At 49.6% G+C, this 18,864-nt stretch carries 12 protein-coding genes; 10 read left to right on the top strand and 2 right to left on the bottom strand.

Annotated elements, in window-relative coordinates; translation table 11 throughout:
• The first annotated feature begins 48 nt into the window (after positions 1-48).
• The gene (locus AC4PHM_RS02690) at positions 49-4,302 is read left to right on the top strand and encodes an acyl-CoA dehydratase activase-related protein (protein WP_492019357.1); all 4,254 of its coding nucleotides are present in this window, start codon (positions 49-51) and stop codon (positions 4,300-4,302) included.
• Between the two features lie 250 nt (positions 4,303-4,552).
• Positions 4,553-5,443, top strand: a complete 891-nt coding sequence (locus tag AC4PHM_RS02695; protein WP_492019358.1) for an MBL fold metallo-hydrolase — start codon at positions 4,553-4,555, stop codon at positions 5,441-5,443.
• Positions 5,444-5,507: 64 nt separating this feature from the next.
• Here the strand turns inward: AC4PHM_RS02695 and AC4PHM_RS02700 are convergent, their stop codons facing one another.
• Positions 5,508-6,728, bottom strand: coding sequence for an alanyl-tRNA editing protein (locus AC4PHM_RS02700; RefSeq protein ID WP_492019359.1), 1,221 nt, complete (start codon positions 6,726-6,728; stop codon positions 5,508-5,510).
• Between the two features lie 184 nt (positions 6,729-6,912).
• On the opposite strand from AC4PHM_RS02700, the gene AC4PHM_RS02705 reads away from it, so the two are divergent.
• The 6 genes from AC4PHM_RS02705 to holA all read left to right on the top strand — a co-directional run bounded on the left by AC4PHM_RS02705 (position 6,913) and on the right by holA (position 14,950).
• Positions 6,913-7,815 carry a hypothetical protein gene (locus tag AC4PHM_RS02705; RefSeq protein WP_492019360.1) on the top strand — a complete coding sequence of 301 codons (903 nt, stop codon included), beginning with the start codon at positions 6,913-6,915 and terminating at the stop codon, positions 7,813-7,815.
• A gap of 23 nt (positions 7,816-7,838) precedes the next feature.
• The gene (locus AC4PHM_RS02710) at positions 7,839-9,773 is read left to right on the top strand and encodes an Eco57I restriction-modification methylase domain-containing protein (RefSeq protein WP_492019361.1); all 1,935 of its coding nucleotides are present in this window, start codon (positions 7,839-7,841) and stop codon (positions 9,771-9,773) included.
• A complete protein-coding gene (locus tag AC4PHM_RS02715; protein WP_492019362.1) occupies positions 9,766-10,494 on the top strand; it encodes a PIG-L deacetylase family protein in 729 nt (242 codons plus the stop codon). Before AC4PHM_RS02710 ends, AC4PHM_RS02715 begins: the two co-directional genes overlap by 8 nt.
• Positions 10,495-10,662: 168 nt before the next feature.
• Positions 10,663-11,223, top strand: a complete 561-nt coding sequence (locus tag AC4PHM_RS02720; RefSeq protein ID WP_492019363.1) for an ECF transporter S component — start codon at positions 10,663-10,665, stop codon at positions 11,221-11,223.
• A 274-nt stretch (positions 11,224-11,497) separates the two neighbouring features.
• Positions 11,498-13,801 (top strand): DNA internalization-related competence protein ComEC/Rec2, encoded by a 2,304-nt coding sequence (locus AC4PHM_RS02725; RefSeq protein ID WP_492019364.1) that lies wholly within the window; start codon positions 11,498-11,500, stop codon positions 13,799-13,801.
• A 90-nt stretch (positions 13,802-13,891) separates the two neighbouring features.
• The gene (holA, locus tag AC4PHM_RS02730; protein ID WP_492019365.1) at positions 13,892-14,950 is read left to right on the top strand and encodes a DNA polymerase III subunit delta; all 1,059 of its coding nucleotides are present in this window, start codon (positions 13,892-13,894) and stop codon (positions 14,948-14,950) included.
• 184 nt (positions 14,951-15,134) lie between these two features.
• Here holA and rpsT read toward each other — a convergent pair whose 3' ends face one another.
• Positions 15,135-15,404 carry a 30S ribosomal protein S20 gene (gene rpsT, locus AC4PHM_RS02735; RefSeq protein WP_291401165.1) on the bottom strand — a complete coding sequence of 90 codons (270 nt, stop codon included), beginning with the start codon at positions 15,402-15,404 and terminating at the stop codon, positions 15,135-15,137.
• 207 nt (positions 15,405-15,611) lie between these two features.
• On the opposite strand from rpsT, the gene lepA reads away from it, so the two are divergent.
• Complete coding sequence (gene lepA, locus AC4PHM_RS02740; protein WP_492019366.1) at positions 15,612-17,432, top strand: translation elongation factor 4; 1,821 nt, start codon at positions 15,612-15,614, stop codon at positions 17,430-17,432.
• Between the two features lie 112 nt (positions 17,433-17,544).
• On the top strand, positions 17,545-18,675 hold the full coding sequence (hemW, locus tag AC4PHM_RS02745) for a radical SAM family heme chaperone HemW (protein ID WP_492019367.1): 1,131 nt from the start codon (positions 17,545-17,547) through the stop codon (positions 18,673-18,675).
• Positions 18,676-18,864 lie beyond the last annotated feature (189 nt).

The raw sequence follows: 18,864 nt of genomic DNA on the forward strand, positions 1-18,864 counted from the left end.
AGGACGGGATATAATGCATCTGAGTGTTATCAATTAGAGGTGGATTATATGAACGCATTATGGATTGCGGGACTCGACGTGGGATCAACGACCTGTAAGATGGTTGTGATGGATGAAAACCGTGAAATCCGATATCAAGAGTACAGACGCCACATGTCTGACATTAAAGGCACAGTAAAAACTATGGTCTCAGAGGTGTACGAAACCTTTGGTGATCTGGAGTTGAAGTTCAAGGTCACGGGTTCCAGCGGATTGCTGATCAGTGACCTTCTTGGCATTCCCTTTGTTCAGGAGGTCATTGCTGGCACCAAAGCCATTGAGGTGTTGTATCCTGAGACGGACGTCGCCATTGAACTTGGCGGCGAGGATGCAAAAATAACTTATTTTGGAACATCCCTGGAGCAGCGCATGAATGGCGTGTGCGCAGGCGGAACTGGCGCCTTTGTCGATCAGATGGCTTCGCTGCTTAGTACGGATGCGTCAGGGCTGAATGATCTGGCGAAGAAATATAAGGTCATTTATCCTATTGCATCACGCTGTGGCGTTTTTGCTAAAACGGATATACAGCCTTTGCTCAACGAAGGGACCCCTAAGGAAGACATTGCAGTATCGGTGCTGCAGGCGGTGGTCAATCAAACCATCAGCGGACTGGCGTGCGGCAAACCTATCAGGGGTAAAGTCGCTTTTCTTGGCGGTCCGCTCTATTTCCTTTCCGAACTAAGACACCGGTTTGTGGAAACACTGGATCTTAAGCCTCATGAGATTATCTTCCCGGATCACGCCCATTATATGGTGGCCATCGGTGCTGCTTTGGAAGCGGAAGCGTTGGATTCGGTACTTCAAATGGGCGCGTTGATTAATAAATTGCCGGAATTTGAGATGAAGGACGAGGAGCAGATTCCTGAACTGGAGCCTTTATTTAAAGACATTGAAGACCTTGAAGCCTTTAGGGCGAGACACAGACAGGCTACCGTTGAAAGAGCCGACCTCAGCGCAGCGAGAGGACCAATTTTCCTGGGGATTGACGCCGGATCCACGACGACAAAAGTCGTTGCAATAGATGACGATCACAGACTTTTGTTCACCCATTATGGTTCAAATGGCGGCAGCCCACTCAAATCCACCATCAGTGCGCTTAAAACTCTTTACAGCAAGCTGCCGGTCTCTGCCTTCATAGGCTCTGCCACGGTCACAGGTTATGGCGAGCATCTGATTCGAGAAGCGATCAGAGTGGACCATGGCGAGATCGAAACCGTGGCACACTATAAAGCAGCGGATCATTTTCTGCCAGGGGTTCAGTTTGTCATTGATATAGGCGGACAGGACATGAAAAGCATGCGGATTAAAGACGGCTTTATTGAGAGCATCATGCTGAATGAGGCTTGTTCTTCGGGCTGCGGTTCGTTCATAGAAACTTTCGCAGGTTCTTTGGGACATCCGGTAACAGAGTTCTCTGTTGCAGGCATGAAGGCTTCTCATCCGGTAGACCTGGGGACACGCTGCACGGTCTTTATGAACTCCAGAGTCAAGCAGGCTCAAAAAGAGGGCGCCAGTGTGGGCGATATCTCGGCGGGCATTTCCTACTCTGTCGTTAAAAACGCGCTGTACAAAGTAATCCGACTGAGAAATCCGGAAGAAATGGGCGAAAAGGTCGTCGTACAAGGCGGTACGTTTTACAACGAAGCGGTTCTCAGAGCCTTTGAGAGAATTGTGGGCAGAGAGGTCATTCGCCCGGATATCAGTGGAATGATGGGCGCTTTTGGTGCCGCGCTGATCAGCGCAAGAAATTATATTCCTGAAACGGTCTCCACACTTCTGCCCCTTGAGAAGCTGGAGAGCTTTACCTTTAAAACCTCTACGGCACGCTGCCAGACCTGTGGCAACCACTGCCTGCTCACCATAAATCAGTTTGAAGGGGGCAACCGCTTTGTCTCCGGCAACCGCTGCGAGAGAGGTCTAGGCGAACATAAGAAACTTCAAGCGCCTCCGAATATTTATCAGTACAAATATGACCGAGTGTTCGATTATAAATCCCTTCCGGTTGAGTCTGCGGTTAGGGGAACCATCGGCATACCCAGGGTACTTAATATGTATGAGGACTACCCATTTTGGCACACTTTCTTCACGAAACTGGGCTTCCGGGTGGTGATCTCCGGGCGTTCCTCTCATGATTTATTCCAAAAGGGCATGGAGACCATACCTTCAGAATCCGTGTGTTATCCGGCGAAGCTGGTTCACGGTCACATAGCGGACTTGATCGAGAAGGGTGTGGATCATATCTTCTATCCGTCAATCCCTTACGACATCAAGGAAGTTGACGCTGCGGAGAATCACTTCAATTGTCCTATTGTCACCTCGTATCCGGAGACCATTCGCGTCAACATGGATGAGATTAGACAAAACAAAATCCATTACATGAATCCGTTCCTGCCGTTAAATGATGAAGCAAGGCTGAAGAAAATTATAGCGCCTTATATGGCCAAACAGTTTTCTCTGAAGAGCGGGGAGGTTCACAAGGCAATCAGCGCGGCTTACGAAGCGCTGGAGGGATACAAGACAGACGTCCGCATGATGGGTGAGGAAATCCTTGCTTATATCAAGTCTACCGGGACAAAAGGAGTTGTCCTGGCTGGGCGGCCGTATCACATTGATCCTGAGATCAACCATGGTATTCCGAACGTGTTTGCTAATTATGGCCTCGCGGTGCTTTCTGAGGACGCAATTGCCCATCTCCATGACGGAGACCGGACGCTGCGGGTGCTGGATCAGTGGCGTTATCACAGCCGGCTCTACAATGCCGCTCACTTTGTGGCAGGACAAAAGAATCTTGAACTCGTTCAGCTCAATTCCTTTGGATGTGGTCTGGACGCGGTTACGACGGATCAGGTTCAGGAGATTTTGAAGCGTCATGATAAGCTGTACACACTCATCAAGATAGACGAAATCAACAATCTGGGTGCGGCGCGCATCCGGATCCGATCGCTGCTGGCAGTTATGAAGGAGCGGGACAAGGTCGATTACGAGCCGCAGCTGCTATACGCCGCAGATGAAAAAATGCCGTTTACCAAAGCCATGAAGGCGACCCACACTATCTTAGCACCTCAGATGTCACCAATCCACTTTGACATGATGGAACACGCGTTTGCGCGTCATGGCTATAAACTCGAGATTTTGCCGTCTGTGGATACAGACGCGATCAATGAGGGGCTGAAGTACGTCCACAATGACGCCTGTTATCCGTCCATTCTCACCATAGGCCAGATTATGTCCGCGTTGAAATCCGGACGTTATGACCTTGCAAAGACCGCGGTAATCATCTCTCAAACTGGTGGTGGATGCCGGGCATCGAACTACATTGGCTTTATCCGAAAAGCCCTTAAGGATGCGGATATGTCCCACATTCCGGTCATTTCCCTAAACTTTGGCGGCCTCGAAAAGTCTGAGGGCTTCAAGATGACGCTGCCGCTGATCAGGCGCCTGGTCCTGGGTATGCTGTATGGCGACGTGCTCAGCCGCGTGCTTTACAGAGTCCGGCCTTACGAAAAGGTCAAGGGCTCCGCTAACGCGCTCTATCAGAAATGGTCGAAAATATGCAGTCAAAATGTTGAGGACGGACGCCTGTCGACTTTCAAAAAGAATGTCACCCAGCTGGTCCGAGAATTTGACACGCTGGAAATTGTTGACACGCCTAAGCCCCGGGTTGGCATAGTCGGTGAAATTCTCGTCAAGTACCACCCGACTGCCAACAACAACATTATTGAGTTTCTGGAAACGGAAGGCGCAGAAGTCGTCGTGCCGGATCTCGCGGACTTCTTCCTCTACAGCAGCTACAACAACGTCATAAAGCACAATCTGCTGGCGGCCTCCTATTTCAAGAAGATGGCGGGCAATATTGCGGTCCAGTATATTGAATCTTTCAGAGGTGTCGTCAAGGACGCGCTGAGCACGAGCAAGCGTTTTGAAGCGCCTAAATCTATCCTCCACAAGGCGAAGGGGGCCTCGCGAATTTTGTCCCTGGGCCATCAGACCGGGGAGGGCTGGTTCCTGACCGCGGAAATGGTGGAACTCCTTGAGTCCGACGTTTCGAATATCGCCTGTCTGCAGCCGTTCGCCTGCCTCCCAAATCACATTACGGGCAAGGGCATGATCCGGGAGCTGAAGCTCAACTTCCCGAATGCGAATATCGCCGCAATCGACTATGACCCAGGCGCCAGCGAAGTCAACCAGATCAACCGCCTGAAGCTCATGCTGGCCAACGCGAAGAAGAATTTGGAAGCCACCAAGGCTGCTGGCAAAGAGTAAAAAGCATTTTGCCGATGGTTTCTTTCCCCAAACCCTAAACAAAGCTGCGTAGAGCTCTAAGTTAACGGGTAGAAAGGAAAAGCGATTATAAGGCATGAAACAGGAGAGTTCTGCGGTCGGTCTTGGGTTTTCATTGATGCTGACGAACTTTCCAGATTTTAAAAGCCCGGACGGGGTAGCCTGTCCGGGCTTTTCAATACTGCTTTTTAAGATCTGTTTTGATTAAATAACCGCGCATTGGAGGGAAATTATGAGTTTCAGAACTTTGACTGAAAGAACCGGGATTTTTGAAAGCGCCGTCAGTATAGGCGTGTTAAAACTGGAATCCGGCTTTGCCTTGATTGATTCCGGGGTGGAGGACAGTGCGCTTAAAAAAGCGCTGCAAGGAGTCGGTGATGGCTGGGGCGCGTTCAAAGCGATTTTCAACACCCACGCCCATGCGGATCATATTGGCGGCAATGCCTGGTCCATACGAAACCGCGGCGTCAAGACTTATGCACCAGAAGGGGAAGCCCATTATATTGAACATCCGGACCTCGAGCCCCACTTTCTTTTTGGCTGTGCGCCTATTCCGGAGCTGCTGAACAAATTTTATTGTGCCAAGGCTTCCGAGGTGCATCACCGCTTGCGTCCCGGGACTTTTGAGCTCGAAGACAGAAAGCTCACCTTGATCGATCTGAAAGGTCACAGCCCGGGGATGCTGGGCGTGATTACGGAAGAAGGGCTTTTTCACGTCGCGGACGCCATAATGCCTGAATCCCTCGTCACCAAGCACAAGCTGATGTTTGTCCACAATCTTGGAGACCACCTGGAAACCCTGGACCGGGTCGCCGGCCTTGCGGCCAGCGGCTATCTTTTGTCCCACGGCGGGTATCTGGAGAAAGTGGATGCTCTTATTGATCTGAACCGCTCGGTTTTGCTGGAAGTCAACGACCTGATCTTTTCCCTGGCTGCGGAAGGCACTGAGGACACCACGATTCACGCCGGCTTGTGTCAGCGCCTGGGCATGGTGGAAAATCCGGGCCAGTATTACCTGAACCACACTGCGGTGCGGGCGCATCTGAAATATTTGAAGGATCAAGGCAAACTAAATCTGATCTGGGAACAGGGGCGACTCCTCTGGGTACCGGTCAGCGCTTAACTGCAGCAAAGATCTAAAATGGACGACTGAGCCAGCCATTCAGGACTGAGCCAATTTGATCCTGCTAAACCTCCATAAGCCCGCGCTGCTGTGTCAGAGCACTTGCGGCTGCTTCAAGGGCTTGATCAAGCAATTCGACTTTTTGTCCGCCGCCTTGGGCCACAGCGGTATTACCGCCGCCTCGGCCTTCCAGGAGCGCGATTGCGGGCTTGAAGACCTCGCGGATGTCCAGCTTCGGAAGACCGTCGCCTCTGGCGCAGAGCAGCTGTGCCTGGCTGCCATCGCTGCCCGTGCCCGCCAGGATGATGACAGCGCCGGGCAGGGCTTTAAGCGCGCCTGCGGATAAGACGCGAAGATCAGCCATGTCTTTGCCGTGCAGGATCTTGAACAGTTGGTGATTTTCAGAACGCTCGATTTCGGAGATCAGACCCTCGACCTCAAACTCCAGCAGTGCGGATTTTGCCTGCCGGAGTTCTTTTTCAAGCTTTGACTGGTTGGACAGCAGCTTTTCGACACCTTTGACAACGTCGGAAACCGGCGTGGCGAGGCTTTGACTCAGCTGTGTCAGTGACATGTTTTTCCTCAGCATATCTTTGATCGCCCGCTCTCCGGCGACAAATTCGACGCGGGTGCCGGCCTTATAATTCTCAAAACGTGAGATCATAAGGCATCCTATGGCTGCTGTGGTGTCGGGATGGGTACCGCCGCATGGGGAGTAATCCAGATCTCCAATCCTGATCACGCGTATGTTGTCCTCTACCTTAGGAATTTTTCTAAGGGGCAGATTTTGAAGCATCGCCTCATCAGGGTAGAGCGCCTCTATTGGGAGGGCTGCCCTGATGGCGTTGTTGGCCATGAGGACTGCGCGTTCCAGAACTTCCTGATCGACCTTTTTGTCGAGATCTATGGAGGTATAGGACTCGCTCATATGGAAGCCAATGGTAGCTGCTTCGCAAAGCTCCAGAAGACAGGCGGACAGGAGATGCTGTGCGGCGTGCTGCTGGGTATGGTCCGCACGCCGCTCTGAGTCAACGCTGGCTTTTACAGGTCCGAGCGGCAAAGCTTTGTCAACGATATGCAGCACCGCTTTGTCTGGGCCGGTCACGACGTTCAAGACGAACGCGTCGCCAATTCGGCCTCTGTCGCCGGGCTGGCCGCCCCCCTCCGGATAAAAGGGGGTTTGGTCCAGAATTATTGCAAACCCTTCCGGGTGTGGCTCGCACTTCGTGATCTGGACATCACATGCCAGGCAAGCGGGGTCTTCCAAATAGATGAGACGGGTCATTTAATAAGTCACTCCTTTGTTAATATTGAAAATAGTCGGGAAAATTTTTTGAGGGGCTGGGAAAAGTCACCATCGGCTAAAGCACTGGCTTTGACTGAGGGCCTATCATGGACAATTTTCCTGTTAAAGACTATAATATCATAGAATTCACCGTTTAAGGCAATCTGAAAGTGAGGGCATAATAATGCAGACTAATTTAGCCGTATGGCAGGACTGGCGCGAGGCGACAGAGGCGCTCCTGTTTTACAGTATGGAACCGCAGTTTGGTGAAATCATTGTGCAGGCGGACAAAGCGTATCGCGGGGAAGAAGATCAGGAGACGCACGCTGACCAATTTGAGAGTTATCTTTTATACGATTATAGAACCGGCGGGTTGAGCTTTGCGGATCGGTATGCCGCGGCGGATCGCCCATACTCTGCATTTTTCAAAGCGATTTCACACACTTATTTCAGCGGCTTTGAGGTCATGCGCTATGATGACCATGTTTTTCTCAAGGATGTTTTCACCAAGCGTGACTTTAAACTCCTGAATCCTGAAGTTCTGGAAGGGGAGAGCTTCCTGGTCGGGAGAGCCATTGGTTTTGCCGATGGTTACATTCTGGCACCCGACTTCGAGCTTTACACCAAAGAAACCATGGAGGCCTTTAAAAGAGCGATTCTGGAACGTCACGCCGCTGAACGTCAGAACGATGCACTCGAAACTTTTATTGAAAACAATGCGCTGCTCATGATGCGTTATTTGGATATTCTGGAAACCATCATGGAAGCGGAGCAGTCCGAGGAAGAGACTTATCTGGTGCACCAGTCGACCTATCTGCATCAGAACTCTGTGAAGATCAGGGAAGTCCTGGAAGCTACGCCGGACTGCGAAATTGCCCTAGATGAACCCGAGGATCTCATTTTCAGGCTGATGCATGAAGGCGATATTATGGCGGAGATCGTCCTGATGAAAAATAAGGTGGTTTTGGAATGCGTGGAGGAAACGGCACTCAGCCAGTCCAGAAAGTGGTTTGAAGCTCAGCTGGGAGAACTGGTTGTTCACTTTTCGGATGAGGTGCTGACGCTGGATGATTTGCTCGAGTCTTAGAAAAGGTAACAGGGGTGAACCGCATGGAAAGAACATTAAGCAGCGTCTATGCCTCCATGGGGGGCCTCGATCAGGGAATGCACCAGCAGCACAGGGATCAAACCGGCAGTTTTTATACGCCTTTTGAGGTGGCAAGTGAAACTGTCCTCATAGCAGCGGTCAGGAGGCTGTGCTTCTTGTATTGTGCTGATCCGGATAGGGTGAGGCGCTGTCTTGAGAAGCCGGGGTCAGACCCACAGCCAGCAGAGCAGTACTTTGAAGCTATGCTGAAATGGTATGTGGTAGATCCTGCCGGCGGAGATGGTGTCTTCGCCTTTGCGTGGCTGAGTCTTCTGGAGAATCTATGTCACGTCCTCGAAAAGGACCCTCAGCTTTTGAAGGAAGCCGCTGAAAGGACCCATCTTTTCGATCTTCAGCCCGAGCCGGTGGCGCACTTTAAACACATGGTGGCGTCGTATTTCAATTTAAAACCGGGTAAATTGGGTAGTTACACCGGCAATGTCCTGGATACAGCTTTGCTGTTTAAAAGTTCGCCGGTATCCGAAGTTTTGGCGCTCGGGGGCTATGATCTTGTCGTGGGCAATCCGCCTTATATTGGCGAAAAGAATCATAAAGACTTGTTTGATGAGGCGAAACGGTATCCCTTTGGGGCGGCGCATTATGAAAAAAATATGGATTTCTTCTATTATTTCATTCATTTGGGAATGGCGCTCCTGAAGGCAGGCGGGGTAATGGGGTTTATTACCACCAGCTACTTTTTCACTGCCGACGGTGCGGCGGGACTCAGAAAAGCAATGGATCAAAATGGCAGTTTTGTGGATCTTGCCCGTTTTGAAGGTGGTTCACTCTTTAAAGATGCAGCAGGTCAGAGCAACGTGATCTTCCATTACAGACGCGGTGTTCAGGAACCCTGCCGTTATGTGGAGGTTCCCGCCAAGTCAAAGACAACGGACGTGACAGAGCGCTGGCGGCAGTCTTCGTCTGTCATCTGGCTGAATCGGAATCAAATTGTCAGTCGCTTTGGAAACTTTTACTTTTCCATGCACCCCGGAGAGCCCCTAGCTATTGAAGAACTGGAAGCGGCATGTGGGAAGACCTTTGGGGAGGTTTTTCAGGTACGCCAGGGTATTGTAAGCGGTTATGACCGGGCACCTGAGGTGGGCGTCTTTGTACTGACCCCTGAAGAAGTTCTATCCCTGGGTATTGAGGAGGCACTGTTAGCACCTTTCTATAAGAATAGTCAGGTCAAACGCGGCAAGGTCGACTTGGAGGTCAAATATTATATACTTTATATTCCCCGGGAAGTTGAAGACTTTGAAACGCGGTATCCTAATGCTTACAGACATTTGAGCCGGTTTAGGGACAAACTCTCAAAGCGGAGGGAAGTCGCAAATGGGGTAAGGCCATGGTATGGACTCCAGTGGCCCAGGACCGCAGCGTTGTTTGAAGGTCCCAAAATTGTGGTGCCCCACAGAGCCCTCAATAATGCCTTCGCTTATACAGATCAGCCTTTTTATGGAAGCGCGGACCTTTATTATTTGACGCCATTAGTTGGTTTGGAAGAGGTTAAACCAGGCAATACAACCAACAGGGGCGGCTTAAGCCAAGAGGATCTGCTTGCAGTGAGTCTCATCCTGATCACAGAGATCTATGAATTCTGGCTCAGTGTCAGAGGCAAGCGCAAGGGAGACGTTCTTGAGCTGTATGCAACCCCCCTAAGACAAATGCCGCTGCCGCCTTTGGAAAGGCGCGATGCATCCTATTTGAAACTTAAAACCTTGGCAGTCGACCATTACCGACGTTTCGGGCATCTCTGCAATGATGACCTGAGGGCGGAAGCCGGTGAAGTGGTCTTCAACTGGCTTGGTCTATCAGAGGCTGCCAGGACCACAATTTACGATTATTTTGAAACGAAACAAGCGAAACCTATACAGAAACGGAGGAAACACTATGAATAGAGCGATTGGCATATTTGCGCATCCGGATGATGAGGCAATTATAATGGGCGGAACCTTGATTCAGCTGGCTGAGATGGGTTGGGAGACCCATTTGATCTGCGCGACAAAAGGCGAGGCGAGTACGGCTTATGACCGGGACTATGTGAAAAAGGAAGATTTGGGTCCGGTCAGAGAGCAGGAGCTGCTCAGAGCAGCAGAGATTATGGGCGTTACGAAAGTTCATTTTCTTGACTATATGGACGCAACTTTGGTGGAACAGGACGAAGCTGAAGCCGTCGAAAAACTGGCCGTTCGTCTGAACGCCCTGCAGCCTGAATTGATCTACACCTTTGAAGTCAACGGTATCTCCCACCATCCAGATCACAAGACGGTTCATCGATGGATGATGAAACTTCTCCATGAGGGAAAGCTCAATTACGCGCCTGAGGCGGTTTATCTGGCCACAGTGGACAACAGGGCAGGACGCCTTAAAAATGGCCTCCTCATGGGCAGTCCTATTGAAGACATTACGACGATCATTGATATAGAGCGGGTTGCGGATCAAAAGGCAAAAGCGATTCTAGCACACAGGACACAGATGAAAATGTTGATCAACAATGGGCTGATTGTGGATGGTGCGCTGCAGCGCAATCATAGGCACGAGTACTTTATTAAACTGGATGGGTCGGGACAGCCGGTTCAACTGAAAGAGAAAGAGATGCAGCTTCCTGCAAAGCGCTGATTGTATAGTTGTGATAGATACGGTGATAAAGTGGAGACCAGTGTTGCGATACAATTCTTGTTAAATTGTGTTGATCCTGTATTGATTGGAGTGTTATAATCCACCATGTACCCTGCCGGGACAATTAAGTAAGGTCAGGGAACAGTCAACGTGAGGGAGGAACGACACTTGAAAAAACTTTCTACTAAAACCGTGGTTCTGATAGGCCTGCTGGCAGCACTGGTTGCGATTGGTACCCTGCTGATCCAGATTCCAATTCCAAAAGGCTATATCCATATTGGTGACAGTCTTGTTTACCTGAGTGGCATTGTACTCGGTCCGGTCTATGGCGCTTTTGCAGCGGGCATAGGCTCCATGATTGCGGATTTTCTGAGCGGCTATACCATTTATGCGCCTGCGACGCTGGTGATTAAAGCACTGGACGCTTTTTTAGCGGGTTGGATCTTCAAGGCTTTTTATCATAAAGGACAGTCCCTGGCCCGCTTAACCGGTGCTTATATTGTCGCGTTTATTGCCGGCGGGGTCTGCATGATTGGCGGTTATCTGATTTATGAATATTTTCTGTATGGCTTTGCCCAAGCGGTGGCCGGTGTGCCGTACAACATGACACAGGCTATTGGCGGCGGCATTGTTGGATATCCGCTGTTGATCGCGTTTAAGAAGGCGAATCTTTTGAAGCCTTTAAATCTTGATGAAATTGATACGTACTCGGACAAAGACAGAAAGTAAGCTGAGTGTGTATTGTTGAGGAAGGGAGCTGGCCCTGCAGGGTACGGCTCCTTTTTTTTGCGGGCTATGGCGTTTGATTGTTGCAAAAATATTACCCCCGCGGCTTGTGGCCTATTGTCCCCAACGCAAGGTTGGGGACAATAGGCCACAAGCCGCGGGGACGGTAATATTCGAAATGTAAAATTATGTATTATTCTCCTTTATAAATTGACATTTAATTACAATATATGTAATAATAGTATTGCTTAATGTCGTCTTATTAGGAGTAGTGCTTATGCGTCGTCCTGCAATCATTGCCTGGGTCGGGCTGGCAATTGGAATTATAGCGGCTTCAGGGCGTTTGGAGATTTGGCTTGCCGCTTTGATTGGGACAGGCTTTGGGTGGATCGCGTCAGAAAGCGGCAGACCTAAGGCTTTAATTTTCGTGCTTCTTATGTTTTCGTTTGGTTATAGTCTTATGCTGAACCGACAAACTATACCCAGGATCGAAACGCCGATTCGTGTTGAGGCAGTTGGTTATGTTGACCGGTACAGCGCGCTGAGTGAAGAGAAGATGATCTTTAACGTCGTTCAGCATTCACGGCGTGATGAATGGGAGCATTCTCAGAATGTCTTTAGTCTTCCGGAAACCTTCAGTGTGGTGTTTAAGCCTGAAGGACAAATGAAGGTTGGAAGCTATCACCGACTGACAATGACTCTGCACTCTGCGGCGCTGCCCAGAAATCCAGGGATGTTCAATTACAGGCAGTTTCTGGATTCAAGAGGCATTGACTATCAGGGGGAAGTGGAGAGGACAGAGGCTCTGGATCACAGTCCTCACAGAGTCGCTGTGTTTAGGGAAAAGGTGCGGCAGCGGATTTTGGATATCCTACTGAAACGGCTTGGCTCAGAGGAAGGGCAGTTAGCCGCAGCCATGATTCTGGGAGATACGTCAGATTTGGACCCAGAGCTTCTGGAAATTTACAGACAAACTGGGACAGCACACATCCTCGCTGTCTCCGGTCTTCATTTTGGTATTTTGTTTACAGGAGCGCAGATGCTGCTGGAACGGATCAAAATGCCTTATAGTATGAAAAAATTAAGTCTCATTGTGCTTCTGTTGCTTTTTCTTGGCCTTGTTGGACTTCGAAGCTCAGCCATGCGGGCAGCAGGCATGCTGATCCTGGCAAGTGGACTTCAGACTTTTGGGAGACAGTATGACCGTTTAAGCGGGCTGGCGCTGACTGGGATGGGGATTCTTGTGTTTCGTCCAGTGCTGCTATTTGATGTGGGCTATCAGATGTCTATGGCCGCTGTCTTCGGTATTGCCGTAGTGCTCCCTGTACTTGCCAAGCCAAACAGGAAAGGAAATCCTGTCAAAGGATGCCTTAACGCTCTGGCATTGAGTTTCTCAGTCCTCGTCGCCACAGCGCTGCCCTCGGCATGGCATTTCAATACGCTGTCGCTGATCTCTGTCATTGTCAATGTGCCTGTGGTTTTTCTTACCGGGTTGGCTTTGCCGCTGGCTTTCTTGACCCTTCCACTGTCACCGCTTCCGGTGCTGCCAGTTCTGACTGGGTGGATGTCAAGTTGGGGACTGCGGCTGATTGAGGCGGTGGTTCGTTTCTCAGAAGGCATGACTGCGCATCCTTCAATCCCGGTTGCGACCCCCGGTGTGTTTAAGAGCGCGGGTATTGCGGCTATTCTGATCGTGCTGGCTATGAGAAGGTCACGCCGTGAGCTCTTTGACTATGGTCGGGTCAGAGTGCTGGGATCCGCAGGTTTATTGGCTTTGATTCTCTTCGGGCTGCCATTTGAAGCTTGGATGCAGCCGGTGGACAGGATTCGATTCTTTGATGTCGGTCAGGGAGATGCAGCCTTGATTCAAACTCGGTCGGGTGAGAACATTCTTATTGATACGGGTGATGGCAGGGCGTTTAGGGAGATGGATCAATTGCTGCTTAAATCCGGCGTCTCAAGATTATCCCTGATGGTGCTGACGCATCCCCACATGGACCATATAGGGGGTGCAGAGGCTGTGCTTGAACGCCTGAAAGTGGGCACACTAGTCCTTTCCGGTGCCGTCCGGAAGGAGACCTATGGGCGCTTGACAGAAGTCGCGTCTCGAAATAGCGTCGAGATCATTGTCGTCCGAAGCGGTAACCGGATTGGACTCAAGGATGGGCACCTTGAGGTGCTGTCTCCGCCGGAAGACATGATAGTCATGGAGGCTGAGGATGCCAATGAAGCCTCAATTGTGATGACCTATGTCACCGGAGAACTGTCTTTTCTGTTTACAGGAGATATCACTGCCAGGCAGGAGTATGCTATAATAGATAGGATTCCGGCGCTGAAAACCATATTGAAAGTGGCACATCATGGTTCAAAAACTTCAAGTTCGGAAGCTTTTATATCGGCGCTGAAGCCAGGAGTGGCTGTGATCTCGGTGGGCAGGAACAGATTTGGCCACCCGGGCAAGATCACGCTTGATACCCTGCTGGAAAACAAATTTTACACTTACAGAACAGACCTCAGCGGCTGTATTGAGATGAAGACGGATGGTGTATCCGTTTGGTTCAAGCAGAAGCTGAACAATTAATTCAGACAAGATAGGGACTAAAAACTCAGAGTTGCGGTGCAGTGCTGCTATTTGGTAAACTCGAGATGGCGAAAAGTGTGAGGTGTTCATTTGGCATATAAAGAATTTTATGATGATTTGAAAAGCAACGCACTGAAGCCGTTGTATCTTTTCTGGGGGCCTGAGACTTTTCTTATGGACAGCATGTTGACTCACACAAAGAAAACACTTGTTGATCCGGCTGCAGAGCCTTTTAACTTCCAAGTGGAGAATGCGGACCAGCTCAGCGCAGAGGAAATGGTTGAAAAAATGGAAACGCTTCCGTTCCTGTCAGAACGCAGGCTGATCATTTTCAAAAATGCCGGTTTCTTTGCCAAGAAACCAGCGTTCACTGCTGCGGGTGAAGGGTTGTTGAAGACCTGTTTTGACAATCCATCTTCTTCAACTGTAGCGATTTTTATTTGTGAAGCAGCTCCGGACAAGCGTCTGAAGTGGAGCGAACGACTCGGAAAGCACGGCCGTGTGGTCTCCTTTGAACGACTGGATGAATCAGAGTTCAGAAAATGGATTGCCCAGCGGCTAAAAAAGGGCGGCGTTGAATCGGATGACAGAACTCGCCAGTATTTAGTTGAAAGGCTTGCCTATTTGGAATACAGAGCAGAAATCTCGCTTCAGGAAATTGATCAGCACCTTGAAGTGCTGATTTCCTTATGTGCAGAGAAGGGACAACTGACTAAGGACGCTATTGTCAAAGTGGTACCTCAGAACCTGGAGGCCAGCAGTTTTAAGCTTGTGGATGCTGCCATCGCTCAGGATCTTCCGAGAGCCTTGGCTATGCTGGAGTCACTGCGGTCAGATGGCGAATCGGAAGTCATGCTGCTTGGAACACTTTATAAAGCCCTGACGCAAATGCATTTAATCCGATTAATGACGAACACAGGCTATAGCGAGGCGGATATCGCTAAGCGTATGTCGCTGCATGCCTACCGGGCGAAAATCATGGCGAAGCAGGCGAGGAGTTTTGACGTGGATTTGCTCAGCGGATATATAATTGAAGCGGCGCGTCTTGATCACTGGATTAAGACTGGCAGAATCAATGCCTGGATCGCTTTTGAAGCACTCCTGACATCGATCTCGGTACGTCGGCCGCTCAGGCCTTTTGGGACTTAGCGACGCTTCTGATCTGCTGAATGTCACTCATCATAAACTTTCGAAGACTCTCCGCAACAAAAAATAAAAAAGCGTATGATCTCTTGATAAGATCATACGCTTATTTGACAAGTTGATTTCTCAACGGCTCAACTTATTTGAAAGTGAACACTTTCTTGGGGAACGTGACGGCGTTTAAGAAAGTTTATCCAGCGATCATGTCTTTGAGGCGCTTATTGAGTCGGGAAATCTTTCTTGAAGCCGCATTCTTATGAATGGTACCTTTAGAAGCAGCCTGGGAAAGCTTTTTCTCAACGAAAGTCAACTTTTCCTGAGCGAGTGCCTTATTGCCAGCTGCAATTGCCTCGAGGAAACGCTTCTCTGCAGTCTTAAGAGCAGATTTGCGGGACTTGTTCAAAAGCGTCTTCTTTTTGATAACTGAAATTCTTTTCTCGGCAGATTTGATATTTGCCATTTACTTTCACCTCCCACTTAGATGTTCAACAAAAGTATTCTATCATGTCGAATTATAAAAAGCAACGATAATTACAAGCATTTTACATAAACCTGACCACACCTTAGCACATTCTCGTTGTGAAGGGGTGGCCGCTGTGTTATAATTGATTGGAATTTCACGGTTCAGCGATACTTTGAACAGCATTAAATAGGAGGAATATATTTCATGTCGAAACACCTGAATCGACAGGACAAAATAAGGAACTTCAGCATCATTGCGCACATTGACCACGGCAAGTCGACTCTGGCGGATCGTTTAATCCAGACTACGGGACTTCTGACTCAACGTGAAATGAAGGACCAAATCCTGGATACCATGGAGCTGGAGCGGGAGCGCGGCATCACCATCAAACTGCAGACCACGCGTCTTGTTTATAATGCCAAAGATGGCGAAGAATACATTTTAAATCTGATCGACACCCCTGGACACGTGGATTTCACTTATGAAGTCTCCAGGAGCCTTGCTGCCTGCGAAGGAGCAGTGCTTGTGGTTGACGCATCCCAAGGGGTTGAAGCGCAGACTTTGGCAAACGTTCACCTCGCGGATATGCAGGGACTCGAAATTGTGCCTGTTCTCAACAAAATTGACTTGCCAAGCGCAAGACCGGATGAAATCAAGCATGAAATTGAGGAGGTCATTGGGATCCTGGCTGAGGACGCGCCGTTGATTTCCGCCAAAGACGGCCTGAATATTGAAGATGTTCTTGAGGCTGTGGTACATAAAGTGCCGGCGCCAACGGGCGACGAAGAAGGACCGTTGAAAGCTCTGATCTTCGACTCTTATTATGACTCCTATCGGGGTGCGGTGGCAATAGTCCGGATTAAAGAGGGCCAGGTCAAAAAAGGGACAAAAATCATGATGATGGCTGCGAAAAAAGTTTTCGAGGTCGTCGAGGTGGGGATCTTTATACCTGGCGCGGCACCAGTCGGGGTTCTTAAGGCAGGAGATGTCGGCTATATAACGGCGAGCATCAAGAACGTCATAGATTGTCGGGTGGGTGACACCATTACAGAAGCGGACCGGCCTGCGCCAGAGCCGCTCCCGGGTTACAAAAAGGCTCAGCCTATGGTCTACTGCGGCATTTATCCGGCAGAAGGCGAAAGTTATGATGTCATCCGCGACGCTCTTGAAAAACTTCAGCTCAATGATGCCGCACTGACTTTCGAACCTGAAACTTCAGTTGCCCTTGGCTTTGGATTCCGCTGTGGCTTTCTGGGGCTCCTGCATCTGGAAATTATACAACAGCGTCTTGAACGTGAATTCGACCTGGATTTGATCGCGACATCACCAAGTGTTATTTATAGAATTACCAAAACAGACGGCGAAGTAGTTATGGTTCAGAATCCAACGAATCTGCCGGATCGCCAGTCTATTTTAACAATGGAAGAACCTATTGTAGATGCACATATTTTCTGTCCGACTGAATATGTAGGCAATATTATGGAACTTTGCCAGAATCGAAGAGGCGTCATGCTCTCAATGGATTATCTGGATGCAAAGCGGGTCAGGCTTCATTATGAACTCCCGCTGAACGAAGTTATATACGATTTCTTTGATGCACTGAAGTCCAAAACACGCGGTTACGGGTCGCTGGATTATGAATTTAAAGAATATCGCGAGTCGGACTTGGTCAAACTGGATGTCCTCCTGAACAAAGATTTGATCGACGCTTTCTCTATGATCGTGCATGCAAGCAAAGCTGTATCGAGAGGCCGCGTTATTTGCGAGAAGCTTAAGGAAGTCATACCGCGCCATCAGTTCGCGGTGCCTATTCAGGCGTCCATCGGCAGCAATATCATTGCCAGGGAGACCATCAGCGCGCTGAGAAAAGACGTGCTGGCCAAGTGCTACGGCGGCGACATTTCTCGTAAGAAAAAGCTGCTTGAGAAGCAGAAGGAAGGCAAGAAGAAGATGCGTCAGCTGGGCTCTGTTGAAGTACCTCAGCAGGCATTCCTCGAGGTTCTCAAATACGACGACAGCAAATAGCCAGAGCATTCTAAGTGCGGCTCTTCTCCGGGATGGACCTGAGAAGAGCCGCGTTCGTGTTTTGGGAAAACGTGCTGCATGCCGCAGCCGGTCACTGAAATGGAGGAGCCAAATGAGTCTGGGATTATATGTACACATTCCGTTCTGCAGGAGCAAGTGCTACTACTGCGATTTTTGCTCCATGCCGGATTTGAGCCGGCGAGGGGACTATATGGACGCCCTTGAGAAGGAAGTGCAGCTTCATGCGGCCCGATATGGCCTGTTAAAGCCTGAAACCATTTTTATTGGAGGCGGAACACCCACACTGCTTGAGACCCAGGATTGGCAAAGACTCGCAAGGCTGCTTGAATGCCATTTTGACTTGTCTTCACTGACAGAATGGAGCGTTGAAGGCAATCCGGAATCCGTTGATTTGACTTTGGCAGAGACGCTGAGAAGTATTGGTGTCAACCGCTTCAGTATGGGCGTCCAAAGCATGGATTTCAGCCTGCTGAAGGCCATAGGCCGCATCCATTCGCCAGAAGAGGTCACAACCGCTTCTAATGCCTTGCGCCGGGCGGGTTTCGACAATATCAACCTGGATCTGATGACAGGACTGCCTGGACAGACTTTAGCCACCGTTGAAGAGACCCTGAGTTGGGTAAAGCAATTTGATCCTGAGCATGTGTCGGCTTATGGCTTGAAAATTGAAGAGGGGACGCCTTTTGACAGGATGGAGCGACAGGGTCTTCTGAAGCTGCCGGAGGAAACTCTGGAACGGGAGATGGACCACAGAATTCGTCAAGTTTTGGGTGAGCATGGTTACCAACATTACGAGATATCCAACTACGCGAAGCCGGGAAAAGCTTGCCGGCATAATTTGAATTATTGGAACTGTGGTTCTTATGCGGCCATCGGACTGTCTGCCCACGGGTATCTGAATGGCGTGCGCTATGAGAACACCTCGGATCTCAACCGATATATTCATGATCTGAACCGTGAAACGCTGCCTGTTATTTCTGAGGAAGCTATCAGCCCTCAGGAGGACGAAAAAGAGTGGATTATGCTGCGCCTCAGACTTTCTGAGGGAATCTCCTATTCAATGTATCGGGCGAGATACGGAAAATCCTTTCTAGATGAAAAGAAGGCTGCCGTAGACAAACTTAAAGGGACAGGTTGGATTGACCTGAAAGAGGATAGCCTAAGACTGACAGAGACGGGACTGGATTTTGCCAACGCGGTTATTGTTGAATTGTTTGAATGAATTTTGCTGAATAGATTTGCAGGGGGAAACGGGCAGATGTACCAATGACCCGAGACACCCTATTCGATTGAATAGAGAGAATGGATGTTAAGGGACCGAAGAACACTGAGGATTCCCTTCACATCCATTTTTATATCCCACCCGCACTTCAGGATTTCTCTTTCTGGTTCCTCTGGTTCCTTTTTCTGC

This window comes from Acidaminobacter sp. QWL-03 (genome assembly GCF_058683855.1).